This window comes from Pseudomonas sp. SGAir0191, assembly GCF_002812565.2.
Lineage (GTDB): Bacteria > Pseudomonadota > Gammaproteobacteria > Pseudomonadales > Pseudomonadaceae > Aquipseudomonas > Aquipseudomonas parafulva_B.
On record NZ_CP025035.2, the window covers coordinates 1,835,167 to 1,857,684 of the forward strand.

General features: G+C 61.0%; 22 protein-coding genes. 16 read left to right on the forward strand and 6 right to left on the reverse strand.

Annotation, left to right across the window (positions count from 1 at the left end; translation table 11 throughout):
• Positions 1-113 precede the first annotated feature (113 nt).
• From CWR53_RS08345 to msrA, 9 genes are all read left to right on the forward strand, one after another.
• Positions 114-1,145: an ABC transporter substrate-binding protein gene (locus CWR53_RS08345; protein WP_058603794.1), complete on the forward strand. Its 1,032-nt coding sequence runs from the start codon at positions 114-116 to the stop codon at positions 1,143-1,145.
• Entirely contained in the window at positions 1,145-1,960 is an 816-nt protein-coding gene (locus tag CWR53_RS08350) for an ABC transporter ATP-binding protein (RefSeq protein ID WP_100851229.1), read from the forward strand. Before CWR53_RS08345 ends, CWR53_RS08350 begins: the two co-directional genes overlap by 1 nt.
• Entirely contained in the window at positions 1,953-2,825 is an 873-nt protein-coding gene (locus tag CWR53_RS08355; protein ID WP_100851230.1) for an ABC transporter permease, read from the forward strand. Before CWR53_RS08350 ends, CWR53_RS08355 begins: the two co-directional genes overlap by 8 nt.
• A gap of 84 nt (positions 2,826-2,909) precedes the next feature.
• Positions 2,910-3,932, forward strand: coding sequence for an amidohydrolase (locus CWR53_RS08360; protein WP_100851231.1), 1,023 nt, complete (start codon positions 2,910-2,912; stop codon positions 3,930-3,932).
• 192 nt (positions 3,933-4,124) lie between these two features.
• On the forward strand, positions 4,125-4,817 hold the full coding sequence (locus CWR53_RS08365; protein ID WP_078478792.1) for an IclR family transcriptional regulator: 693 nt from the start codon (positions 4,125-4,127) through the stop codon (positions 4,815-4,817).
• 435 nt (positions 4,818-5,252) lie between these two features.
• Positions 5,253-7,283, forward strand: a complete 2,031-nt coding sequence (locus tag CWR53_RS08370) for an ATP-binding cassette domain-containing protein (protein ID WP_058603941.1) — start codon at positions 5,253-5,255, stop codon at positions 7,281-7,283.
• A gap of 17 nt (positions 7,284-7,300) precedes the next feature.
• Positions 7,301-8,347: a glycine betaine ABC transporter substrate-binding protein gene (locus CWR53_RS08375; RefSeq protein ID WP_100851233.1), complete on the forward strand. Its 1,047-nt coding sequence runs from the start codon at positions 7,301-7,303 to the stop codon at positions 8,345-8,347.
• Positions 8,344-9,264: a homocysteine S-methyltransferase family protein gene (locus CWR53_RS08380; protein ID WP_058603799.1), complete on the forward strand. Its 921-nt coding sequence runs from the start codon at positions 8,344-8,346 to the stop codon at positions 9,262-9,264. Before CWR53_RS08375 ends, CWR53_RS08380 begins: the two co-directional genes overlap by 4 nt.
• Positions 9,261-9,728, forward strand: coding sequence for a peptide-methionine (S)-S-oxide reductase MsrA (msrA, locus tag CWR53_RS08385; RefSeq protein WP_058603800.1), 468 nt, complete (start codon positions 9,261-9,263; stop codon positions 9,726-9,728). The genes CWR53_RS08380 and msrA overlap by 4 nt, the downstream gene beginning before the upstream one ends.
• Positions 9,729-9,778: 50 nt before the next feature.
• Here the strand turns inward: msrA and CWR53_RS08390 are convergent, their stop codons facing one another.
• Positions 9,779-12,286 (reverse strand): ABC transporter permease, encoded by a 2,508-nt coding sequence (locus CWR53_RS08390; protein ID WP_100851234.1) that lies wholly within the window; start codon positions 12,284-12,286, stop codon positions 9,779-9,781.
• Entirely contained in the window at positions 12,283-12,969 is a 687-nt protein-coding gene (locus tag CWR53_RS08395; protein WP_058603802.1) for an ABC transporter ATP-binding protein, read from the reverse strand. The genes CWR53_RS08390 and CWR53_RS08395 overlap by 4 nt, the downstream gene beginning before the upstream one ends.
• Positions 12,970-12,979: 10 nt before the next feature.
• On the opposite strand from CWR53_RS08395, the gene CWR53_RS08400 reads away from it, so the two are divergent.
• The 3 genes from CWR53_RS08400 to CWR53_RS08410 all read left to right on the forward strand — a co-directional run bounded on the left by CWR53_RS08400 (position 12,980) and on the right by CWR53_RS08410 (position 15,023).
• A complete protein-coding gene (locus CWR53_RS08400) occupies positions 12,980-13,585 on the forward strand; it encodes an arylesterase (RefSeq protein ID WP_100851235.1) in 606 nt (201 codons plus the stop codon).
• Between the two features lie 58 nt (positions 13,586-13,643).
• On the forward strand, positions 13,644-13,934 hold the full coding sequence (locus CWR53_RS08405; protein ID WP_058603804.1) for a hypothetical protein: 291 nt from the start codon (positions 13,644-13,646) through the stop codon (positions 13,932-13,934).
• Positions 13,935-14,045: 111 nt separating this feature from the next.
• Complete coding sequence (locus CWR53_RS08410; RefSeq protein ID WP_058603805.1) at positions 14,046-15,023, forward strand: L,D-transpeptidase family protein; 978 nt, start codon at positions 14,046-14,048, stop codon at positions 15,021-15,023.
• A 117-nt stretch (positions 15,024-15,140) separates the two neighbouring features.
• Here the strand turns inward: CWR53_RS08410 and oprI are convergent, their stop codons facing one another.
• Positions 15,141-15,392 carry an outer membrane lipoprotei OprI gene (gene oprI / locus CWR53_RS08415; protein WP_003259780.1) on the reverse strand — a complete coding sequence of 84 codons (252 nt, stop codon included), beginning with the start codon at positions 15,390-15,392 and terminating at the stop codon, positions 15,141-15,143.
• A 500-nt stretch (positions 15,393-15,892) separates the two neighbouring features.
• Between oprI and CWR53_RS08420 the strand changes: the two genes are divergently transcribed.
• Entirely contained in the window at positions 15,893-16,174 is a 282-nt protein-coding gene (locus CWR53_RS08420; protein WP_023536046.1) for a GNAT family N-acetyltransferase, read from the forward strand.
• Positions 16,175-16,216: 42 nt separating this feature from the next.
• Here CWR53_RS08420 and CWR53_RS08425 read toward each other — a convergent pair whose 3' ends face one another.
• Entirely contained in the window at positions 16,217-17,293 is a 1,077-nt protein-coding gene (locus tag CWR53_RS08425; RefSeq protein ID WP_058603806.1) for a 3-deoxy-7-phosphoheptulonate synthase, read from the reverse strand.
• Positions 17,294-17,525: 232 nt separating this feature from the next.
• Here CWR53_RS08425 and CWR53_RS08430 point away from each other — a divergent pair, with 232 nt between their 5' ends.
• From CWR53_RS08430 to cysB, 3 genes are all read left to right on the forward strand, one after another.
• Positions 17,526-18,479 (forward strand): putative 2-dehydropantoate 2-reductase, encoded by a 954-nt coding sequence (locus CWR53_RS08430; protein WP_100851236.1) that lies wholly within the window; start codon positions 17,526-17,528, stop codon positions 18,477-18,479.
• Between the two features lie 90 nt (positions 18,480-18,569).
• Positions 18,570-19,067, forward strand: a complete 498-nt coding sequence (locus CWR53_RS08435; protein ID WP_058603808.1) for a universal stress protein — start codon at positions 18,570-18,572, stop codon at positions 19,065-19,067.
• A gap of 126 nt (positions 19,068-19,193) precedes the next feature.
• Positions 19,194-20,168 (forward strand): HTH-type transcriptional regulator CysB, encoded by a 975-nt coding sequence (gene cysB / locus CWR53_RS08440; protein ID WP_023536044.1) that lies wholly within the window; start codon positions 19,194-19,196, stop codon positions 20,166-20,168.
• A 54-nt stretch (positions 20,169-20,222) separates the two neighbouring features.
• Here cysB and CWR53_RS08445 read toward each other — a convergent pair whose 3' ends face one another.
• Together CWR53_RS08445 and pabB are read right to left on the reverse strand one after the other, a co-directional pair.
• Positions 20,223-20,957 carry a phosphoadenylyl-sulfate reductase gene (locus CWR53_RS08445; protein ID WP_100851237.1) on the reverse strand — a complete coding sequence of 245 codons (735 nt, stop codon included), beginning with the start codon at positions 20,955-20,957 and terminating at the stop codon, positions 20,223-20,225.
• A gap of 121 nt (positions 20,958-21,078) precedes the next feature.
• Positions 21,079-22,422: an aminodeoxychorismate synthase component I gene (gene pabB, locus CWR53_RS08450; RefSeq protein WP_100851238.1), complete on the reverse strand. Its 1,344-nt coding sequence runs from the start codon at positions 22,420-22,422 to the stop codon at positions 21,079-21,081.
• Between the last annotated feature and the right edge of the window lie 96 nt (positions 22,423-22,518).

The following is a 22,518-nucleotide window of genomic DNA, read 5'->3' on the forward strand; positions in this document are numbered from 1 at the left end:
TTAGAAAAATGCGAGAGGCTTGGTTAGAGATTTTCACGCTTGACACGGTTATACCGTTTATGAGTTTCTCTAAAGGAAATGGCGTTCCAAAATAAAAACAACTGGAGATTGCTATGCAGAAGCGCTCATTGCGTTTGAGTCGTCGCCTGACGCGGCCCTTGAAGGCCTTTTCATGGGTCTTGGCCCTAGGCGCGCTCGGCAGCCCCGCACTGGCCGAGCAAGACCGCGTAACCCTGGCGATCCAGTACGGCTACGCCTACTTGCCAGTTACCGTTGCTGACAAACTGGGCTTGTTCCGTCAGCAAGCCCAGGCCCATGGTCAGCCGCAAGCCTCTTTCGAGATCAAGCGCATCAGTGGTGCGCCAGCGATCAATGACGCGCTGATCAGTGGCAACGTCGATATCGGTGGTTATGGTTTGTCAGGCACGCTGATTGCCTGGGAAAAGACGCGTCGATCGTTGGATGTGCGAGCGTTGTGCGCGCTGGTGGCAGGGGACAACGCGCTGTTCGTGAATGACCCTGCGATCAAGTCACTCGCCGATTTCAAAGCCGATGACAAGATCGCCGTCAGCTCTCCCAGTGGCCAGCAGGCATTGTTGCTGCAGATGGCTGCGCAGCGACAGTTTGGCCCTGATCAAATACACAAGCTCGATCACTTGATGGTGAGCCTGCCTCATCCCGATGCAATGTCCAGCCTGCTCAACAAGGCTGGGATCAAAGGCTATATCGGGCCCAATCCGTACAGCTATCAGCTGGGCCAGGACCCTCGTGTAAGCAAGTTGTTCGACTTCTCGAGCGAGCTCGACAAGCGCATGACCAGCGGTGTACTGACCAGCACAGGACGTTTCGTCAAGAACAACCCCCAACTGAGTGCCGCGGTAGTAGCGGCGATCAACGAAGCTAATGCGTATATCCGCAAGGAGCCACGCAAAGCCGCAGAGCTGTTCCTGGCCAGCGAGCCGTCCAGTCTGTCGCTCGATCAGGTCGAAGACATGCTGCGCCAGGTCAGCGGTGAATGGTCCGTGCAGCCGAGCGGCGTCATGGCCCTGGCCGAGTTCATGGTGCGTTCGGGGGCCTTGAAAAAAGCCCCGGACAACTGGCAGTCGGTTTTCTTCGCACCGGTCGCTGATGGGGAGGGGAGCTGATGAGTCTGTTATCTCCCATCGCCGCCCCCTCACAGGCAAAGACCCGTGCGTTGCTTTGCGTGGATAACGTGACGTTGCAGTACAAGACCCGTGACCAATTGATCACCGCGACTCACCAGGTCTCTTTTGACGTACAGCGCAATGACCGCTTTGTCCTGCTGGGGCCATCAGGCTGCGGCAAATCGAGCCTGCTCAAGAGCGTCGCAGGATTTATCGAACCCGTGGCAGGCCAGATCTGCCTGGATGGACAGGTAATCCGGGAGCCTGGCCCTGATCGCATGATGGTTTTCCAGGAGTTCGATCAGTTGATGCCATGGAAGACGGTAATGGCCAACATCATGTTCCCGATGCAGATGACAAGGCGATTTCCACGCACCGAAATTACCGAACGCGCGGCGCGTGCCGCCGCCAAGGTGGGGCTTGAAAAATTCAAGGATGCTTATCCGCACCAGTTGTCAGGCGGGATGAAGCAGCGGGTTGCCATCGCCCGAGCGCTGGCAATGGAGCCTGCGATGCTGTTGATGGATGAACCCTTCGCCGCGCTTGATGCGTTGACCCGACGCCGCATGCAGCAAGAGCTGCTGGAACTGTGGGAGCAAGCACCGTTCACCCTGATGTTCGTGACCCATTCGATCGACGAGGCCATTGTTCTGGGTACAAGAATCCTGGTCCTGACGCCACACCCGGGGCAGGTACGTGCAGAACTCGATGCCAGCGCATTCGGCTTCGCCGACCAGGGCAGCGAGCTGTTCGCTCAACTGCACCAGCGTATCAGCCATATGCTTTTCGGCCACACGGAGACAGCCCATGGATAAGCCTTCGATCCAGCCACGCGCCGATGTGGAGTATGCACCTGTGCCACCGGGACAGGTAGGGGACGTCGCTCGGCAACTGGGTCTGGTAGAGCGTGTTCTCGCTCATACCGGGATACGCCGGGCGTTGGTGCTGGTGATGTTGGCCCTGATATGGGAACTCTATGCCCGTTATCTGGACAACCCGCTGATGTTCCCAGCCTTCAGCGAGACCGTAGTGGCGATGGTTGGGGACCTGCTTAATGGTGTACTGCCCCAGGCCGTGTTCAGCTCACTCAAGGTACTTTTGATGAGCTATGCCGTGGCCATCGGTTTGGCAGCGATCCTGACCTCACTGGCCGTGTCGACCCGCTTGGGCACGGACGTACTGGCGACACTCACTGCGATGTTCAACCCGCTGCCAGCCATTGCGATCCTGCCCCTGGCCATGCTGTGGTTCGGTTTGGGTATACAGAGCCTCATGCTGGTGATTGTGCATTCGGTACTGTGGGCCGTGTCGCTCAACACCTATTCCGGTTTTCAATCTGTCAGCCATACCCAACGCATGGCAGGGCGTAACTATGGTTTGCGCGGCTTGCGCCTGGTCACGCGTATTCTCATCCCCGCTGCTGTACCGTCCATTCTGGCGGGACTGAAAATCGGCTGGGCGTTTGCCTGGCGCACCCTGATCGCCGCCGAGCTGGTATTCGGGGTGTCCGGTAATTCCGGAGGCCTGGGCTGGTATGTCTTCCAGCACCGCAACGCGTTGGAAACGCCTAACGTCTTTGCCGGTTTGCTGATGGTCATCGTCATCGGATTGGTGGTCGAAGGCCTGGTATTTCGCAGCATCGAACTTGTCACCGTGCGCCGCTGGGGCATGCAGGGCTAAGTGCTTCACCGCATCGATGCCCCTTCATGCCAGCCCTCAGCGGATGGCATGGAGGGATATCGGTGCGGCGAACAGGAGATGAACATGCAAACACCCCACGCCCCGGTGCGGCCGCAGTGGCTTGCCCAGTGGCGCGAAGCCGCCCTGGAGCCTGAGCGCGTCATCATCGACGCTCACCACCACCTGTGGGACCGCCCCGGCCAGCGCTACCTTGCCGAAGACTACCTGGCCGACCTGGCGTGTGGTCATCGGGTGGTGGGTTCCATTTACGTGCAGTGCCGCTCGATGCTGGCTGTCGATCGTCCAGAGGCCTTCCAGCCGGTAGGTGAGGTGGAATACGTCAACGGTGTCGCTGCGTACAGTGCCAGCGGCCTGCTGCAGGACTTGCGGCTATGTGCGGCCATTGTCGCAGGCGCCAATCTGTCGCTTGGCGATGCGGTGGCGCCGGTGCTCGACGAGATGCTGGCTTGTGCTGGGACGCGCCTGCGCGGTATTCGCAACACCACTGCCTGGCATGCCGATCCGAGGCTGATTTCCAACCCCAAGCCGCCACCTCCCGGCGTGCTTCTGGAACCTGCGTTTCACCGAGGCGTTGCTCAGCTTCAACAGCGTGGGCTGGTACTGGAGGTCTGGGCTTACCACACCCAGCTCGATGAAGTGCTTGAGGTCGCCCGAGCCTTTCCCGACCTGCTGATCGTCGTTGATCACCTCGGCGGGCCGCTAGGGGCTGGCCCATACGCCGGTCAACGCGATGCGGTGTTCATGCAGTGGTCGGCAGGTCTTTGCCGGTTGGCGCAATGTCCGAATGTGCGACTGAAGCTAGGGGGGCTGGGTATGAAAGTCGCGGGGTTCGACTACCACCTTGCCCTAAAACCGCCAAGCTCGGTCATCCTGGCCGAGCAATGGCGACCCTATCTGTTGCATGCCATAGATTGCTTCGGCGTGGAGCGTTGCATGTTCGAAAGCAACTTCCCGGTGGACAAGGGCATGTTCGGCTACGACGTGTTGTGGAACGCGTTCAAGCGTGTAGTGACAGACTTTACCGATCCTGAAAAGAATCGGCTGTTCAGCGAGACTGCCCGTGAGACCTATCAGCTCATGAGCTGAGCGGTTGATTCCCCTGATTGCAGGCCAGCTCCCAACCAGATGGGCTCGATCAGGCGGCGTTCCTTCGCTGCAGAATTCGCAACATTGCAATCGACGTGGTCAGCTGTGATGGCGGTCGTCGGGGCATTGCCAGATAATGGACGCTTTCAATGCCGACAATGACTTGCATCATTCACAGGTGAGGAACTCTCGATGGTAAATGTCCGGCCGCGTCCAGCGGTCAATGGAGTGGCTTCGGCCGACCGCGTGCTGACGGTGCTTTCTGCGTTTCAGGTGGGGGACACGGCGCTGACGCTCGTCGAGCTTGTCGAGCGTACCGGGCTGATCAAAAGTACCATCATGCGCCTGATGGTTTCGCTTGAGAATCACGGCTATGTCAACCGCATGGCCGACGGTCGCTATCAACTGGCCAGTGAAGTGATGCGGCTTAACGCCGTGTACGAAGAGGGTATCGATCTGGAGCGGCACGTGATGCCCAGGCTGCACCTTCTGGCCGAGCGTACGGGTGAAACGGCGTCGTTCTACGTGCGCCACGGGGCCTACCGCATGTGTCAGTACCGGGTGAATTCCCCCCATCGTCTACGCATGCACGTTCAACCTGGCGATATGCGTCCGATGGACGATGCTGCCGGCGCCCAGGCATTGCGTACACCGTTTGCCAGCGGCATCACCATGCAGCAGCCGTTCTTCTCGATGGGGGCCACGGACCCGCATGCGGCTTCGGTAGCCTTTCCCGTCTACGGGGCAGGTGATGAATTAGTCGGTGCATTAGTGCTGTCAGGCCCTTCAAGCCGCTTGACGCCAGAGTGTGTCGAGGCGATCAACGACGTCTTTCTCGACGCAACCCGCGATCTGATGCGCAGCCTCGGTTGCAAGGCCGCCTAGTCTTCAATGTCTCTTCAGGTAGCCGTTCACCGCCGTCGCACAATGCGCGGTCTTGATTCGAAAGCCTGGTGATCTGCGAGGCTTCTCGCCCCCTCAAGCGCCAGGCACGTCAGGCTTGGCGACCTTCTCAGTTGGCGCGCTTGCAACCAACGCAAATGAGGCTTGGCGCAAGCGTGGGCCTGCGCCTAAGCTAATTCCAAAAAGATATTTATAAAAGATTTTTAAGATCGATTAGATTTAACTCGATCGGCGCGATTCGCTGCGTTCGCCGATCAGCTTGCAGCCGCTCGATCATTCAGGTCGCAGGCTTGCGGCTTAATCAATCTCACCCCCTGAAGCCAGCGCCTGCTTGCAACAGTGGTTTCATGCTCGGAGTCCCCCGTGACAATCAATCAGAGTGCCTTGGCCGAGAATCCCCTTCCGTCTCGCCACGTTATCGCTCGTCCTGACAACGACAGAGGGCGTGGCGTCGATGCCGTCCTTGAGTTCAGGGGCGTTACCAAGGCCTATCCTGGCGGCGCATCCGTGTTGCCCGCTGTCGATCAGGTCAACTTGGAAGTGCGGCGGGGAGAAGTGTTGTGCTTGATGGGCACATCCGGCAGCGGAAAGTCCACGTTACTTCGGCACATCAACCGCCTGATAAAGCCCTCCAGTGGCGAAGTCCTGGTCGATGGTCAGGCCATCGGCGACCTGGACGCAAGGGCGCTGCGAGCGTTGCGGTCCCGGCGTATCGGCATGGTCTTCCAGCACTTCGGGCTGTTACCCCACCGCACCGTCCTGGACAATATCGCATTGCCATTGGAATTGCGGGGTACCCCGGAAGCGGTCCGTCATGCAGCAGCCAAGGTGCAGCTACGCGCAGTCGGGCTGGAGGGCTGGGCCGAGCATTATCCCCACCAGCTGTCCGGCGGCATGCAGCAGCGGGTCGGCCTGGCGCGGGCTTTGGTGAGCGAACCGGACATCCTGCTCATGGACGAGCCCTTCAGCGCGCTCGATCCTACCATTCGACGAGACCTGCAAAATCACTTCATGGCGTTAGTCCGTGAGCGCGGTATTACCACCTTGTTGGTTACGCATGACCCCGCAGAGGCCCTGCGCCTGGGTGATAGGATCGCGATCATGCGCCAAGGTCGCCTCGTTCAGGTCGGTACCCCAGCGCAATTGCTGGAAGCACCGGCCGACAGCGAAGTGGCCGACTTCTTTCAGGACCACACCAAGGTCATGCCGCGCGCACGTTCCGTCGCCCCTGCGGCTCCGAAAGACAAGACCCGAGCAATGCCTGGCCGCACCGTCGTTGGCCGCTGGCAAGCCCTGTTGATGGGGCCTGCGGCGCTGGCCGCCGCCGGCAGAGGCGGCGCCTTCTGGCTCTGCTTGGCCACTGAACTCGCAGCGCTTGCGGTATTGGCCCAGAGCATCGTCGGTTCATCGACGTTGGCAGCCCTGGCGGCCCTGGCCGTATTCGTGACGAACCGAATCATAGCGGCCTCGTTGAGTCGCCAACCGGTGTCGCTCTCCGAGTCAGGCTGGGCGGTGCCGCTTGCAGTACTGATGGTGAGTCAGGTGCTGGTGATCTGGCGTGTGTTTGCACCCGAGACAGGTCACGTTTTGCAGCAGTTTCCGGCTGACCGTCAGCTGATGTTGCAGGTGGCCCAGAGCATCGACCAGTTCATCGCATGGTCGCAGGTGAACTTCGAGCGTGCTTTCATTGGGGTCATCTACATCGTACGCGGCGTCATCGACGGTATCGAGAGTGGGCTGGGCTGGCTGCCTTGGCCCGTTCCTGCCTTGGCGCTGGTACTTCTGGCTTGGCGCTCGGCTGGAACGACGCTTGCGCTGACCAGCACTGCGGCAGTCTTGTACATCGGTCTGTTCGGCTTCTGGGAGCGCACTGTCTCCACCTTGGCGCTGGTCGGCTCTTCGGTGTTGATTGCATTGCTCATCGGCGTTCCGACCGGAATCCTGCTGGCCAAGCGCGCGCGGGTGCGACGGCTGGTCACACCGCTACTGGATGTGATGCAAACGCTGCCAACGTTCGTTTATCTGATCCCTGCAGTGGCCTTTTTCTCGGTAGGCAAGACCCCGGCTGTGATCGCCACGGTGGTTTTCGCCCTGGCGCCGATGATCCGTCTGACATCGCTTGGCATCCAGGAAGTACCCAAGGAAACCGTCGAGGCAGCGCTCGCCCATGGCGCAAGCCCTTGGCAAGCGCTGCTCAAGGTGGAGTTGCCGTTGGCACGCCGGTCCCTGTTGCTGGGTATCAATCAGACCATCGTCATGAGCCTGTCGATGGTCGTGGTCGCCGCGCTGATCGGCGCTGGTGGGCTGGGCTACGACGTCATGACTGCGCTGCGCAACATCAAAGGCGGGGAGGGCGTGCTGGCAGGCGTGGCGATAGTGCTGTGCGCGCTCATACCCGACCGGATCATTCAATCGAGCTTGCGCCAGCAAGACCCTCTTCGTACCTGAACACAGCGAGAACCCACATGAACAGACACCTGCCCAGCAAACTGGGGACCGCCGCACTGCTGGTTTCCCTTATCTTGCCTGCAGCAGCCTCGGCGAAGGAATCGATCGTCATCGGTGAGCAGAACTGGACCGGCGCGATTGCCATTCAACACATCCTGGGCGAAGTCATTCAGAGCCGTCTGGATGGCGAAGTTTCTTACCTGGCAGGCGATGTGCCTGTGCTATTGAGCGTTGCGGCAAAAGGGGATGGCTCGGTTGACGTGCTGACCGACATCTGGCTGCCGAACCAGTCGGCGGCCTGGGCCAAGTACGTCAGCGGTGGGACCAAGTCCTTGGTACCCAATGCCCATCCGTACACCGGTGTTCAGGGCTTCTACATCCCGGGTTACCTGCAGGACAAATACGGCGTCAAGTCCATCTACGATCTCAACAAGCCTGAAGTGGCCAAGCTGTTCGAGCCGTTGGGCGGTGGTCAGGCGCAGTTGCTGGTGGGCCCTGCGGGTTGGGAATCCACCTACATTGGCCAGATCAAGGCCAAGGATTACGGCTTTGCCGACAAGTTTGAAGCGATCTCGACCGAGGCCTCGGTGACGTACGCCAAGCTGGCGTCAGCCTACAAAGCGCAGCGCGGTGTGGTGTTCTACGCCTACACGCCCGATTGGGTGTTTTCGGCATTCGACCTGCGGCGCCTGGAAGAGCCGGCGTTTGACGGCTATGCCCAGGACAACAAGAAGGGTGATCCGCTTTACAAGGCCGATGGATGCTGGAAGTTCATAAGCCCTACAGTAGACGCCGATTGGCTGAACAAGAGCAAGATCACCTGCGCGTTCCCCGATGCCAAGGTCTATGTGCTTGCATCCGCTGGGCTGCAAAAACGCGCGCCGAAGGTCGCAGCGTTCCTGCACAATTTCGCCATTGACCCCAGCGATCTCAATGCGTTGATACTGAAGATCGAAAAGGAACAGGTACCTGCTGATGTCGCAGCCAAGGCTTGGATCCAGGATCATCAGGCCACCGTCGATCAATGGCTGGCCGCAGCTCCCGCACAGGGCCAAGCCCAATGAGCCAGGGTCCGATTCACCTGCTTGACGGCGGAATGGGGCGGGAACTCAAGCGCAGCGGAGCGCCTTTCAGGCAACCGGAATGGTCAGCGCTCGCGCTGATCGAGTCCCCAGAGCACGTGCTCCAGGCGCACGAGGCGTTCATAAGGGCCGGCGCGCGGGTCGTGACGACCAACAGTTATGCTGTGGTGCCTTTTCACCTAGGCCAGACGCGCTTCGCCGAGCAGGGGCGAGCGCTTGCCGATCGCGCAGGACGGCTTGCTCGCCAAGCGGCTTCGCAAAGCGCTGTCCCTGTACGCGTCGCCGGCTCCCTGCCGCCGGCGCTCGGATCTTATCGACCCGACCTGTTCGACCATCAGGCTTCTGTGGCCATCCATCAGGAGCTGATTGCAGGGCTGCAAGAGCATGTAGACGTATGGCTGGCTGAAACGCAAAGCTCAACGGCCGAAGTGCAGGCCGCTGCCCAGGCGCTGGGTGAGCGTTCCAAGCCGCTGTGGGTGTCCTATACGCTGATCGACGATGCCGATCACGCGCCACGTTTGCGTTCAGGGGAGTCGGTGGCTGATGGCGTGCGCTGCGCCCTCTCGGTCGGAGCCAAGGCAGTGCTGTTCAATTGCAGTCAGCCAGAGGTCATGGGGGCTGCGTTGGAGCAGGCTCAGGCCGTCCTTGGCGGTATTGAGCAGCGTGTGGAGCTGGGGGTTTATGCCAACGCTTTCCCGCCGGTGTCGCAAGAGGCCGAGGCCAACACTACGTTACTGGACATCCGTGCAGACCTCGGGCCTGAGCCCTACCTGGACTGGGCCAGAAACTGGGTCGCCGCAGGCGCCACGATCATAGGCGGGTGCTGTGGTATCGGCCCTGAACATATCGAACAACTTCATAGACACTTCGCGATTGAGCCAGAGGGCATCACACCATGACGGACAGACAACCACAGCAACGTGTGGAGCAGGCGACTTTTGGTGCGGGCTGCTTCTGGGGCGCCGAAGCGGCCTTCCGGGCTTTGCCGGGTGTAGTAGACAGCCGAGTGGGCTTTGCGCAATCGGCCCAAGGGGAGGCTGACATGATCGAGGTGGTCCAGGTCGACTTCGATCCAGGCCTGACGTCGTACAGCCAACTGGTGGGGCATTTCTGGGCGCTGCATGATCCTACGTCGGTCGACCGTCAGGGCACGGATATTGGCGTCAAATATCGCTCTGCACTCTTCGTGAGTAACCCTGCTCAGGCTGAACTGGCACAAGCCGCCAAGCAATACTTGGAAGCCTCAGGGAAACTGAGCAAGCCAGTGGCGACCGTCATCTTGCCATTGGGTGACTTTCATTTGGCTGACCAGGACCAGCAGCGGTATTTGGAGAAGCACGGCCTGGGCAGCTGCTCGCTGTAAGCCTGGCATGTCGCCAAGACGGTCCTGCGTCACGCAGAACCGTCCTGGCTTCACCCTTCACGCAGGACCACCAGCGGTGAGGCGTTAAGTGCGCGGCGAGTGCCGAGCACACCCGCGCAGCCGACCAGCAGCGCGCCTGCAACGGGCATCAGCAGCAACCACGGGTGCAGGCTCCACGGCAGTGCGAAAGCGTAGTGATACAAGACGAAGGTGATCAGTTCGCACCCCAGCGCCGCCAGCAAACCGCTCAGTGCTCCCAGCAAGCCGAATTCGATGCGCCGTGTCTTGGTCAGCAATTGGCGTTGGGCCCCCAGGGCACGCAACAGTGCACCTTGACGAATGCGCTCATCCAAGGTGGCTTGAAGGCCTGCGAACAAAACGGCCATTCCTGCGGCCAGTACGAACAGCAGCACGTACTCTACAGCCAGCGTGACCTGAGCAAGTATGCTGCGTAGCTGGGCGAGCAATGCATCGACCTGAAGGATGGTCACCGCAGGAAATGCGCGTGACAGGGCGACGATTTCCTGATCATGCCCGGGTGCGAGGTAAAAACTCGTCAGATAGGTGGTAGGCAGCCCTTGCAACGTACCGGGTTGGAAGATCATGTAGAAATTGGGCTGAAAGCTGTCCCAGTGAACGCTGCGCAGACTGGTCACCTTGGCCTGGCGCTGCTGGCCCCCAATATCGAACGTGAGCCTGTCCCCCAGTTTCAGCTGAAGGCTTTCGGCGAGCTGGGCCTCCACCGATACGCCAGGTACATCGTCATCGCTTGGTGATCCTTGCCACCAATGACCACCGGTCAATTGATTGCCGTCAGGCAACTGCGCCGCCCATGTCAGGCTCAGGTCCCGTTGCACGGCGCGTTCGCCTGCAGAGTCCTTCGTGACGATCTGTTGGACCGGCTGCTGGTTGATCTCGATCAGCCGCCCAGGTGTGACTGGGTACAGGGGAGCCGCAGCGGCGTTGATCTGTTTGAGCTGTTGGGCGAAGCGGTCCTGGTCGTCAGGCAGAATATTGAGTGCGAAATGATTCGGGGCATCTTCAGGCAGCTGTGCCTGCCAGGTGTCGAGCAGCTCCGCACGCAGCAGCGCGACCAGGCCCATGGCGAGCAGGATCAGCCCGAAAGCCAAGGCCTGCCCGGCGGCGGCCGTGGGGTGGCGAAGCAACTGCCCCAGCCCCAGGCGCCAGGCCAGCGGCGCCCCTGACAGGAGTCGGCGCAGGCTGCGCAAACCCAGCCACAGCAACCCGCCCAGCACCAGGGCTGCCGCCAGGCCGCCTGCCAGGAGTGCGAAGGTGAGCAGCAGGTCAAGGCTCAATCGCCACATGATAAGCCCCAGGGCGAACAGGGCTGCACCGTAGACCAGCCAGCTACTGGGAGGTACAGGGAGCAGGTCACGACGCAGCACCCGCAACGGGGGCACTTTACCCAAGGCTGCAATCGGCGGCAGAGCAAAGCCTGCCAGCGCGACCAGCCCCGTGGCGACGCCAGCCAAGGCCGGCCACAGGCTCCCTGGCGGCACGTCGCTGGGCAGTAATCCGTGCAGCAGCTTGAACAAACCCAGCTGCGCAAGCCAGCCCACTGCGGCGCCCACGATTGCAGCTGCAAGTCCGAGCATGGCCAGCTGCAGGCTGTACAGAAGCAGCGCCTGGCGCCGCGACAGGCCCAGGCAACGCAGCAGGGCGCTGGCGTCCAGGCGCCTGGCGGCATAGCGACTGGCAGACAGCGCCACGGCGACACCGGCCAGCAATACTGCAACGAGGCTGGCCAGGTTCAGGTAACGCTCGGCTTTGCCCAATGCGCCGCCGATCTGCTGGTTGCCATCGCGGGTGTCGCGCAACCGCTGGCTGGCCGAAAGCGTGTTCTCGACGCTGGCGCGGTATTGCGCCAATGCCTCGGCAGGGCCGCTCCACAGGTCACGGTATGTCACGCGGCTGCCGGGTTGCACCACGCCGGTCGCTGACAGGTCCGCCAGGTTCATCATCACCCGTGGGGTCAAGCTATAGAAGTTGTTTGCCCGGTCCGGTTCATAGGTCAGTACGCGGCTCATGCGCAGGGCCTTCATGCCCACATCGATGCTGTCGCCGACGTTCATGCCCAATGCCGCCAGCAGCCGTGGTTCTACCCACACCTCGCCGGCTGCCGGCCCGCCGCCTGGTTTTTCCTCGGCATAAGGCTCGGCGGCGCTGCGCACCTGGCCGCGCAATGGGTAGGCGTTATCGGCGGCCTTGACCCCCGCGAGCTGGATACCGTTATCTGCGCCCACCACGCTGGTGAACTCGACCACCTGCGCGTGATGCAGCCCCAAAGCCTCGCCGATTGCAATCTGTGGCGCCGCGGCCGGGGCGCTGCCCTGCAGTACCAGGTCAGCGCCCAGGAACTCACTGGCACGCAATTGCATGGCGGCATTGAGCCGGGCGCCGAAATACCCGATGGCGGTACTGGCCGCCACGGCGACCAGGAGCGAAAAGAACAATACCCGCACTTCGCTGGCCCGAAGATCGCGCAGCAGCTGTCGCCAGGCCAGCCCCAGCAGGCGGGGCGCCGGCATGCCCTTCATCCGGCCTCCAAGGGGCTGACCAACTGGCCCGCATCCAGGCGGATATGGCGGTGGCAACGGCGAGCCAGCCGCTCGTCATGGGTCACAAGGATCAAGGTGGTGCCGCGCTCCTGATTCAGTTCGAACAGCAGGTCGCTGATGCGCTCGCCCGTATGGCTGTCGAGGTTGCCCGTCGGTTCGTCGGCAAACAGTACGGCGGGCTGAGCAGCAAAAGCACGGGCAAGAGCCACCCGCTGTTGCTCACCGCCCGACAGCTGCCGCGGCGTATGGGTAAGCCGTTGCCCTAACCCTACGCGTTCGAGCAAGGTGCGCGCGTGATCGCGCGCGTCTGCGCGACCATGCAGTTCCAACGGCAACATCACGTTTTCCAGCGCATTGAGGCTGTCGAGCAACTGAAACGACTGGAACACAAAGCCCACGTGCTCGGCCCGAATGCGGGCCCGCTGGTCCTCATCGAGCACGCCTAGGTCGTGCCCGGCGAGCGTCACCGAACCTTGGCTGGGCTGATCGAGCCCGGCCAGCAGCCCAAGCAGGGTCGATTTGCCTGAACCTGAGGCGCCGACGATGGCAAGGCTGTCCCCTGCGGCCAGCTCCAGCGACATGGGGTGCAGGATGGTGAGTTCACCTTCCGCGCTGGTGACCACTTTGCTAAGGTGCTGAGCAACGAGCATGCTGGGGCCCATGGAGAATCCGATGCGAATGTGGTTGATAAGTGCCGGTCTGGCCCTGTATTGCCTGGCCCAGAGCGCGACTGCGGGAACGGTGCTGATTGTCGGTGATAGTATCAGCGCAGGTTTTGGCCTGGATACCCGCGAAGGTTGGGCATCCTTGTTGCAGACCCGCCTGCGTCAGGAAGGTTTCGACGACAAGGTGGTCAACGCCTCGATCAGTGGCGACACCAGTGCCGGCGGGCAAGCGCGGCTGCCAGCGTTGCTGGCGGCGCACACGCCCGATGTGGTGGTGCTGGAGTTGGGGGGCAACGATGGGTTGCGCGGCCAGCCGCCGGCGCAACTGCGACAGAACCTTGCCGCGATGATCGATCAGTCGCGCCAGGCAGGTGCCAAGGTCTTGCTGCTGGGGATGCAGCTGCCTCCCAACTATGGCGTCCGCTATACCACCGCTTTCGCCGAGGTGTACAAGGAGTTGGCCAAGGACAAGCAGGTAGCATTGGTGCCGTTTTTCCTGGAAGGGGTTGGCGGCGTTCCTGAGTTGATGCAGGCAGACGGCATCCATCCTGCCCAGGGCGCCCAGCAGCGGCTGCTGGAAAACGCCTGGCCGGCGCTCAAACCCTTGCTCTGACGCTTTAAACGGGGGCGGGTTTGGGCTAATGTTGCGCCCCCCGTTCCGAGTACCCCCGATGCCGCGCCCTGCCTGGTCCCTTTTCGCCTACCAATTGATCGAGCCCGACGAACAGCTTGACCTGTTCGCCTGCCAGGAAAGTCGCGTTCACCTGGTCGCGCGGCAGCTCGAACTCGGCGTGCCGGTGGACAGAACATTGTGCGGGGGGCTGTTGCCTGCGCACCCTCGCTGGTCCGGCGTGCCACGCACCATCTATCGCGATACCCGGCTGTGCGAGCTGTGCCGCGCCATTCTCGATGCGCAGCGGCGAGGCATGCGACCGGTCTGGCCACAATTGCAGGCGGTCTGAGGCGCGCACCTTTCATCATCTGTAACCGCGTCCGGCTCAGGATGCCTCCCGCTGTCTGGGGTGGGGGTGTACAATCATGCCTTTCGTCCCACCTCCCAAAGGATTTACCGGATGTCGCCGCGCTTTCCCGCCGTCACTCGTAGCCTGTCCCTGGCCGCCTTGCTGGTAGCGGGGCCCGCTGTCGCACTGGAGTTGCCACTGCCGCCACCTGGGGACGACATCGTCGGTCAGGTGCATGTGATCAAGGCCAAGTACGAAGATACATTCGCCGATATCGGTACGGCCAATGACCTGGGCTATCTGGAGATGATCGCCGCCAACCCGGGTGTCGATCCCTGGCTGCCTGGCGCAGGCACCGAAATCATCTTGCCCACGCGCTACATCCTGCCACCGGGTCCTCGTGAAGGCATCGTCATCAACCTTGCCGAGTACCGCTTGTATTACTACCCCAAAGGCGAGAATGTGGTGCACACCTTCCCGTTGGGGATCGGTCGCGAAGGCTGGGGCTCGCCGATTGCCAATACCAAGATCATCGCCAAGACGCCAAACCCTACGTGGACGCCGCCGGCGTCGATCCGGGCCGAGCATGCAGCCGATGGCGACATCTTGCCTGCCGTGGTTCCAGCAGGCCCGGACAACCCGCTTGGGCCCTTCAAGTTCACCCTGGGTGTACCGGGTTACTTGATCCATGGCTCAAACAAGAAATTCGGGATCGGCATGCGTACCAGCCATGGCTGCTTCCGCATGCTCAACAACAACGTGCTGGAACTGTCAGGCATGGTGCCGGTGGGCACTCCCGTTCGCATCATCAACGAACCGTACAAGTTTGGAGTGAGCGGGGGCAAGGTATACCTCGAAGCCCACACGCCGCTGGATGATCAGGGCAATCCGTCGGTGGTCGACAAGCATACGGCGGTCATCAACGCGTTGCTCAAGCGTGAAGATCTGGCCAATAACCTGCGCATGAACTGGGACATGGTCCGCGACGTCGTGGCTGCCGAAGATGGCATGCCGGTGGAGATTGCCGTGCCCGTCGACAATCAGAGCGCTACGCCCATGGTCTCGACGCTTCCCGAGGAGATGCAGTAACCCTCTCTGCGAACTGCGTTGACGGCGACGTAGTGCGCAATCGCGCCTCGGTGTCAAAAAATCGCAAAAAAAAGCCGACCCCAAAGGGGTCGGCTTCATAACAGCCCCAAGGGACTATTATTTGCGGCTGGCTTTGTCCAGCATGCGCAGTGCGCGCTCATTGGCTTCGTCAGCGGTCTGCTGAGCTTTCTGAGCGGCTGCCAGTGCGTCGTCAGCCTTGCGGTAGGCTTCATCGGCACGAGCTTGTGCGCGGGCTGCTGCGTCTTCAGTTGCAGTCAGGCGAGCTTCGGTTTCTTTGGAGACGCTGCTGCAACCGGTAGCCAGAACTGCGGCCAGAGCCAGAGCAGAGAATTTCAGAACGTTGTTCATCGTGTTCCCCTTCAAGGACTTTCTATTAATGAGCCATCTCTCAGAAAAGAGAAACTGGCCGGCGTACATAGTACCCATTACTTGTAGTAAGTAAACTGACTGAACGCAAGAACTGCAAAAAAAAACAGTGCGCAGTTTCTGCGCCAGCCGAGGGGCGCGGCTCATCGCCCCGAGCCAGCAGGGTAACTCTGCACTAACGGCAACTTTCATGTTGAACTAAGGGTGACTTCTACTGTCTTTGTGCGTCTTAGTCCTACATGATTTGCCGGCACTGTCAATGTCACACTTAACAGCGTAAGCCGTTAATGGCTGGCTTTCATCCGAGCGCTTCACTTGAGTAATCCTTCGGTAAGCGCCTAGTATGTGGGTCTACAGAAAACCCGAACGAACGCAGACGTCCAGCGGTCCAACGCGCAATAGACGATGCATGTGCCAAGTGTGCCGGGTATTGACCATCGGTTAGGCTATGGGTCTGCCAGAAAGGCCCGCGAGGAGTAGTGATGAGCGAAGCGCTGACCATCCACCATGACCAGGCGGGTCATCAGTTCGAGACCAATGTGGACGGTCATCGTGCCTATCTGACCTACATGGACTTGGGTAAGCAGACGCTGGACATCTACCGCACCTTCGTACCCAACGCCTTGCGCGGGCGTGGGATCGCAGCTGCCCTTACCGAGCGCGCGCTGCAATATGCCGAGCAGATGGGCTACACGGTGATACCGTCCTGCTCGTACGTGGAGCGTTACATGGAGCGTCAGCAGCGTCACGCCAGCAAGGTGTGATCGCTGCTTTGAACACTGGGGCCTGAACAGCCCCCAAAGGTCTCAGGCGCGATTGCGCTGAGGGAGTACGTCCTTCAACTTCGCGCGCATGCTGCGCAGCGTCTTCTCGGTCGCCGACCAGTCGATGCAGGCGTCCGTCACCGAAACGCCATACTGCAGCTGGGACAAGTCCTTGGGAATGGATTGGCAGCCCCAGTTCAGGTGGCTCTCGACCATCAACCCAATGATCGATTGGTTGCCCTCCAGAATCTGGTTCGCCACGTTTTCCATCACCAGCGGTTGCAAGGCCGGGTCCTTGTTGGAGTTGGCATGGCTGCAATCGACCATGATGTTGGCCTTGATCTTGGCCTTGGCCAGGTCTTGTTCGCACAGGGCGACGCTGACCGAGTCGTAGTTGGGTTTGCCATTACCGCCGCGAAGCACGACATGCCCGTAGGGGTTACCCTTGGTGGTCACGATGGAGACGCCACCTTCCTGGTTGATCCCCAGGAACCGGTGCGGCTTGGACACCGACTGCAGGGCGTTGATAGCGACGGTCAAGCCACCGTCGGTACCGTTCTTGAAGCCGACGGCCGACGACAGGCCAGAGGCCATTTCGCGGTGGGTCTGCGACTCGGTGGTACGGGCACCGATGGCTGACCAGCTGATCAGATCCTGCAGGTATTGCGGGGAAATCGGATCCAGTGCCTCAGTGGCCGTGGGCAAGCCCATTTCGGCGAGGTCCAGCAGCAGCTTGCGACCGATATGCAAACCATCCTGGATCTTGAAGGAGTCGTCCAGATATGGGTCGTTGATCAGGCCCTTCCAGCCCACGGTGGTACGCGGTTTTTCAAAATATACCCGCATGACCAGGTACAGCGTGTCGGACACTTCTTCGGCCAGGGCCTTCAGGCGCGCTGCGTATTCATGCGCGGCCTTGATGTCGTGGATGGAGCAGGGGCCGACCACGACGAACAGGCGGTGATCCTTGCCATCGAGAATATTGCGCACCACGTCTCGGCCAGCAGTCACGGTCTGCAGGGCCTGGGCGCTAAGGGGGATTTCCTTCTTGAGCTGGTCGGGGGTGATCAGCGTCTCGTTGGATGCAACGTTCAAGTCATCGATCGGTAAATCAGCCATCGTGTTACTCGTCAGGTCACGGGTGCCGGCCGCCAGCTATCCCCGTGCGGCCCAGCAGCAAGAATAATCGCAGCGGGGAGCCGAACCTTAGCGCGTTAGCGTGTGCGCCACAATGGGCATTGCCCCGTGCAGGCGGGGTTTTTCCGGGTAGCAGGGGTCGACGGCGAGCATCGATCTGCGCGAAGGTGCCCAACCGGTGTAATAAACAGGCTGACATGAGAAGGAGAACCGCATGCACGCGCGCAACCCCCGGATTGGCATCATCGGCAGCGGTGCCATAGGCGGCTTTTACGGGCTGCTGCTGGCAAAGGCCGGCTTCGATGTGCACTTTTTGCTCAGAAGCGAGTATGAAGCGGTCAGTCATCACGGGCTGACCGTCCAGAGCGCTGTCCATGGTCGGCTGCACGCCAAAGTAAATTGCTATGCCGACGCCGCGCAAATGCCGCCGTGCGATTGGCTATTGATAGGCGCCAAAGCCACCGGCAACCCGCAACTGGCGCCATTGATCGTGCAGGCCGGTGCACCGGATGCGAGAGTGGTGCTGCTGCAGAACGGACTGGATGTCGAAGGGCGACTGCGCCCGTTACTGCGGGCTGATATGCACCTGCTTGGCGGGTTGTGCTTCGTCTGCGCCGACCGCCAAGCACCCGGGGTGGTTCGCCATCAGGCGTTGGGTACCGTGAACGTGGGTTATCACAGTGGTCCTAGTGACGATGGCGGGCGCCGCCTGGTGGAGCAGGGGGTTTCATTGTTCCAGGCTGCGGGGGTGAGTTCTGTGGGCATGCCTGATCTGGCTGGCGCCCGGTGGCAAAAGTTGGTGTGGAACGTGCCTTTTAACGGCCTGTCAGTGTTGCTCGGCGCCAGCACTGCCCAGCTGCTGGGCGACAGCCATGCCCGCACGCTGGTGCAAGCCTTGATGGAGGAGGTGATGGTGGGCGCTGTCGCTTGTGGTCATGCCATGCCCGCAGGCTATGCTCAGCAACTGCTGAGCATGACCGAGCGCATGCCTGATTACTGGCCCAGCATGTACCACGACCACGTTCATCATCGACCTCTAGAGACAGAGGCCATCTATGCAGCGCCTCTGGCCCGCGCCCAGTCCGCGGGTTGCCATTTGCCCCGCATGGAGATGTTGTACCAGTCGCTGAGGTTCCTTGGTAAAAACAGTGAAGGGGCCATGCTCTAGGCGCAGTCATGCGCCGGGCTGGGCAAGCGAGGCGCCGATGCGCTGCTAAGCTCAAGTTTGCCCTGCCGCCATGGCAGTCGAGGAGGTCGAATGATCCGCTCTCTGCTGTACGCCACAGACCTCGGCGTCTATGCGCCATTCGTGATGCAGCATGCGCTTGCGTTGGCGCGCACATTCGGTGCCGAGTTGTACGTCATTCATGCGGTCGAACCGATGGGCCAGTTTGCCGAATCCCTCCTGCAAAGTTACCTGGACGAACACACCCTGGACCAGCTGCACAGCCAGGGTGTGGGTACGGTAATGGCCAACATCGAGCAGCGTGTACTGGAAAATTTTCGTGAGGAGCTGGGGGAGCAAGCCGATCTGGCGGTGCTCAAGGCGGTGCGCGTGCGCCAGGGCGACCCTGCGCAAGTCATCCTGGATCAGGCCCAGCGCCTGAGCGTCGACCTGCTTGTCTTCGGCAGTCACAGCGCCGGGGCGGGCGTGGACGTGCCCTTGGGTAGGACGGCGGTCAGATTGCTCCAGCTCTCGCCTGTACCGGTCTATATGGTCCCCTTGGCACAGCATCTAGGTCGTAGGAAAGGCTGAATCACGCTGTGGGAATATTCCGGGCGGTGTAACAAAATAGTTCTAGATTTATTACGATTACCACTAATATAGTTATATATCGTCGCTGCCCGCTGCCGCTGACCCACGCTGAACTGAGGGAACCTTATGAAGCTTCAACAACTGCGCTACATCTGGGAAGTAGCGCACCATGACCTCAACGTCTCTGCGACAGCACAAAGCCTGTATACCTCGCAGCCGGGGATCAGCAAGCAGATCCGACTGCTCGAAGACGAGTTGGGCGTCGAGGTATTTGCGCGTAGCGGCAAGCACCTGACGCGTGTGACCCCAGCAGGGGAGCGCATCATCAACACCGCTGGCGAAATCCTGCGCAAGGTCGAAAGCATCAAGCAGATCGCCCAGGAGTTTTCCAACGAGAAAAAGGGCACGCTCTCCATCGCCACCACCCACACCCAGGCTCGCTACGCTTTGCCTCCGGTGATCAGTGGCTTCATCAAGCAGTACCCGGAAGTGTCCTTGCACATGCATCAAGGCTCCCCGATGCAGATCGCCGAGATGGCCGCAGACGGTACGGTGGATTTCGCCATCGCCACAGAAGCGCTCGAGCTGTTCGGCGACCTGATCATGATGCCGTGCTACAAGTGGAACCGTTGCGTGGTGGTTCCGCAGGGTCATCCATTGGCCAAGCTTCCCAAGCTGACCCTCGAAGCGGTGGCCGAATATCCCATCGTTACCTATGTGTTCGGCTTTACTGGGCGCTCCAAGCTGGACGAAGCTTTCAGCAATCGCGGCCTGACGCCCAAGGTGGTGTTCACGGCGGCGGACGCGGACGTGATCAAAACGTACGTGCGCCTCGGTTTGGGCGTGGGAATCGTTGCAGGCATGGCAGTTGACGCCAAGCTGGACGGTGACCTGGTAGCCCTGGACGCCAGCGAACTGTTCGAAGCCAGCATCACCAAAATCGGCTTCCGGCGTGGCACTTTCCTGCGCGGGTTCATGTGCGACTTCATCGAGAAGTTTGCGCCGCACCTGACCCGTGAAGTGATGGCCAAGGCCATCCAGTGTCACAACAAGCAGGAGCTGGAGGCATTGTTCGAAGGTGTCGAGTTACCGGTGCACTGAATCCTCGGGCGCAAGGGCCGCCACGCGGCCCTTTTCAAAGGTATCGCCCGCGTTTCAGGCCTTGGTGATCAGGTTGCCGGCGTGCAGGCCGCATTCCTTCTGGGTCGACTCTTCCCACCACCAGCGGCCTTCGCGCTCGTGCTGATTAGGTAGCACAGGGCGCGTGCAGGGCTCGCAACCGATGCTGATGAAACCGCGCTCATGCAGGCTGTTGTAGGGCAGCTCGAGCATGCGGATGTAGCCCCAGACTTCTTCGCTGCTCATCTGAGCCAGAGGGTTGAACTTGTAGAGCGTGCGCTCCGGGGTGGAGAAGCCGGTGTCGATCTCCAGGGCTGCGATCTGGCTGCGCGTGCCGGGGCTCTGGTCGCGGCGCTGCCCCGTGGCCCAGGCACTGACGGTCGCAAGCTTGCGGCGCAGGGGCTCGATCTTGCGGATGCCGCAGCACTCGCCGTGGCCGTCACGGTAGAAGCTGAACAGGCCTTTGTCTTTGACGAACGGGTCGAGCTTGCTGCGATCGGGGCTGAGGATTTCGATGGGCAGGTTGTACTGCTCGCGCACCTGATCGATAAAGCGATAGGTCTCCGGATGCAAGCGCCCGGTGTCGAGGCTAAAGACTTTGACCTGTTTGTTCAGCTTCCAGGCCATGTCCACGAGTACCACATCTTCGGCACCGCTGAAGGAGATCCACAGATCGTCGCCGAAATGCTCGAAGGCGAGCTTGAGAATGTCCTGTGGGGACTTGTTCGCGTAGGCCGCTGCCAGGGCAGCGACATCGAAAGGTTGGCTCATCAGGCGGTTTCCATCTTGGCTGTGGCGCTGGGCGCTCGTAGTGAGGCAATGGTAACAAAAAACCCATCCTGGTTGCGGGGCACGCCAAGCTGCGTTCAGCGGTTCACGGGTAAGCCAGCTTTCAAAGCCTCTGCAAGGTCTGCATCAGCACCCGCACTTTGGCAATGGACTCCTCGTACTCGGCCTGCCATTCGGAGTCGGCCACCACGGCGCCACCGCCCCAGCAACTGACCTGGCCGTCCTTGATCAACAGGCTGCGGATGGCGATAGAACTGTCCATCTCGCCGCGTACATCGACATACAGCAGCGATCCGCAGTAAAGCGCTCGGCGAGTGGGTTCAAGCTCATCGATGATCTGCATCGCGCGGATCTTGGGCGCGCCGGTGATCGAGCCGCCAGGAAAGCTGTCGCCGATCAGATCCAGTGCGTCCCGGCCAGCCGCCAGCGTGCCTGTCACGCTACTGACCAGATGGTGCACATTGGGGTAGGTTTCCAGGCTGAACAGCTCAGGCACTTTGACGGAGCCAATTTCGCACGTACGGCCCAGGTCATTGCGCAACAAGTCCACGATCATCAGGTTTTCCGACCGGTCCTTGGGGCTTTGCTGCAGTTGCTCGGCATTGCGCGCATCCTCGGCCGCATCGTGACCCCGCGCACGGGTGCCCTTGATCGGACGGGTTTCCACATGACCCTTACTGACCCGAATGAACCGCTCGGGCGAGAAGCTCAACAAGGCGCTGCCGTCTGCCAATTGCTGGAACCCGGAGAAGGGCGTTGGGCATGCCTGGCGAAGGGCTTGATAAGCTCGCCAGGGATCGCCCTGGCAAGCAGCGCGAAACCGTTGGGTCAGGTTGATCTGGTAGCAGTCACCTGCCTGGATGTAGCGTTGAACCTGCTCGAAGGCTGCATGGTACTGCTCGGGCGCAAGGTCACCAGCCATTGGGGCGAGCAGCTTGAAAGCCCCGCTAACCCGAGGTTCACACCCCTCGAACAGGCGCACCAGTCGCTCACGCTCTTCACGGCCCAGGCTTGGGTGAAACACCAGTTGGCTGGTACGGGTGGCGTGGTCGGTAACCAACGCCCATGCGTACACGCCCAGTTGGGCATCCGGCAGGCCGAGGTCGTCCACCGCCTGGGTCGGCAAGTGTTCCAGCCGACGACCAAAATCGTAGCTCAGGTAACCGATCAACCCACCGGCAAACGGCAGCTCGCTCTCTGGCGGTAGATGTGCAGCGCCCAAGCGAGCCAGCGCAGCGCGCAACCGCTGCAGGAAGGCGCGCCCTGTTTCGTCCGCCAGCACCTGCAACTGCTGCACTGGCCACGCGCTCAGCAGGTCGAAGCGGCCGCGTTCAGCGCCGGGGCGAGCGCTGTCGAGCAAAATGGCGCCTGGAGCATCACGCAAGCAGGAAAAGTAGGTAGCCGGGTCAGGCTGGTAGGGCAGGGCGTACAACGTGCAGGTCGGCATCAGTAGGGACGGCGATTAAAAGCGAGGACGGCGATTGTAGTCCGGTGCAGGCATTGCGCCTAGCGTCAGGGCGACATTCGCCATCTTCATCTGGCC

Bases quoted from the DNA above. Each gene is read 5' to 3' on its own strand.
- CWR53_RS08420 (WP_023536046.1), top strand. From the start codon at position 15,893: ATGAGCGAAGCGCTGACCATCCACCATGACCAGGCGGGTCATCAGTTC.
- oprI (WP_003259780.1), bottom strand. From the start codon at position 15,392: ATGAACAACGTTCTGAAATTCTCTGCTCTGGCTCTGGCCGCAGTTCTG.
- CWR53_RS08410 (WP_058603805.1), top strand. From the start codon at position 14,046: ATGTCGCCGCGCTTTCCCGCCGTCACTCGTAGCCTGTCCCTGGCCGCC.
- CWR53_RS08445 (WP_100851237.1), bottom strand. From the start codon at position 20,957: ATGAGCCAACCTTTCGATGTCGCTGCCCTGGCAGCGGCCTACGCGAAC.
- CWR53_RS08395 (WP_058603802.1), bottom strand. From the start codon at position 12,969: ATGGGCCCCAGCATGCTCGTTGCTCAGCACCTTAGCAAAGTGGTCACC.
- CWR53_RS08400 (WP_100851235.1), top strand. From the start codon at position 12,980: ATGCGAATGTGGTTGATAAGTGCCGGTCTGGCCCTGTATTGCCTGGCC.
- CWR53_RS08355 (WP_100851230.1), top strand. From the start codon at position 1,953: ATGGATAAGCCTTCGATCCAGCCACGCGCCGATGTGGAGTATGCACCT.
- CWR53_RS08345 (WP_058603794.1), top strand. From the start codon at position 114: ATGCAGAAGCGCTCATTGCGTTTGAGTCGTCGCCTGACGCGGCCCTTG.
- CWR53_RS08380 (WP_058603799.1), top strand. From the start codon at position 8,344: ATGAGCCAGGGTCCGATTCACCTGCTTGACGGCGGAATGGGGCGGGAA.
- CWR53_RS08435 (WP_058603808.1), top strand. From the start codon at position 18,570: ATGATCCGCTCTCTGCTGTACGCCACAGACCTCGGCGTCTATGCGCCA.
- CWR53_RS08360 (WP_100851231.1), top strand. From the start codon at position 2,910: ATGCAAACACCCCACGCCCCGGTGCGGCCGCAGTGGCTTGCCCAGTGG.
- pabB (WP_100851238.1), bottom strand. From the start codon at position 22,422: ATGCCGACCTGCACGTTGTACGCCCTGCCCTACCAGCCTGACCCGGCT.
- CWR53_RS08405 (WP_058603804.1), top strand. From the start codon at position 13,644: ATGCCGCGCCCTGCCTGGTCCCTTTTCGCCTACCAATTGATCGAGCCC.
- CWR53_RS08375 (WP_100851233.1), top strand. From the start codon at position 7,301: ATGAACAGACACCTGCCCAGCAAACTGGGGACCGCCGCACTGCTGGTT.
- CWR53_RS08425 (WP_058603806.1), bottom strand. From the start codon at position 17,293: ATGGCTGATTTACCGATCGATGACTTGAACGTTGCATCCAACGAGACG.
- CWR53_RS08390 (WP_100851234.1), bottom strand. From the start codon at position 12,286: ATGAAGGGCATGCCGGCGCCCCGCCTGCTGGGGCTGGCCTGGCGACAG.
- cysB (WP_023536044.1), top strand. From the start codon at position 19,194: ATGAAGCTTCAACAACTGCGCTACATCTGGGAAGTAGCGCACCATGAC.
- CWR53_RS08430 (WP_100851236.1), top strand. From the start codon at position 17,526: ATGCACGCGCGCAACCCCCGGATTGGCATCATCGGCAGCGGTGCCATA.
- CWR53_RS08350 (WP_100851229.1), top strand. From the start codon at position 1,145: ATGAGTCTGTTATCTCCCATCGCCGCCCCCTCACAGGCAAAGACCCGT.
- msrA (WP_058603800.1), top strand. From the start codon at position 9,261: ATGACGGACAGACAACCACAGCAACGTGTGGAGCAGGCGACTTTTGGT.
- CWR53_RS08365 (WP_078478792.1), top strand. From the start codon at position 4,125: ATGGTAAATGTCCGGCCGCGTCCAGCGGTCAATGGAGTGGCTTCGGCC.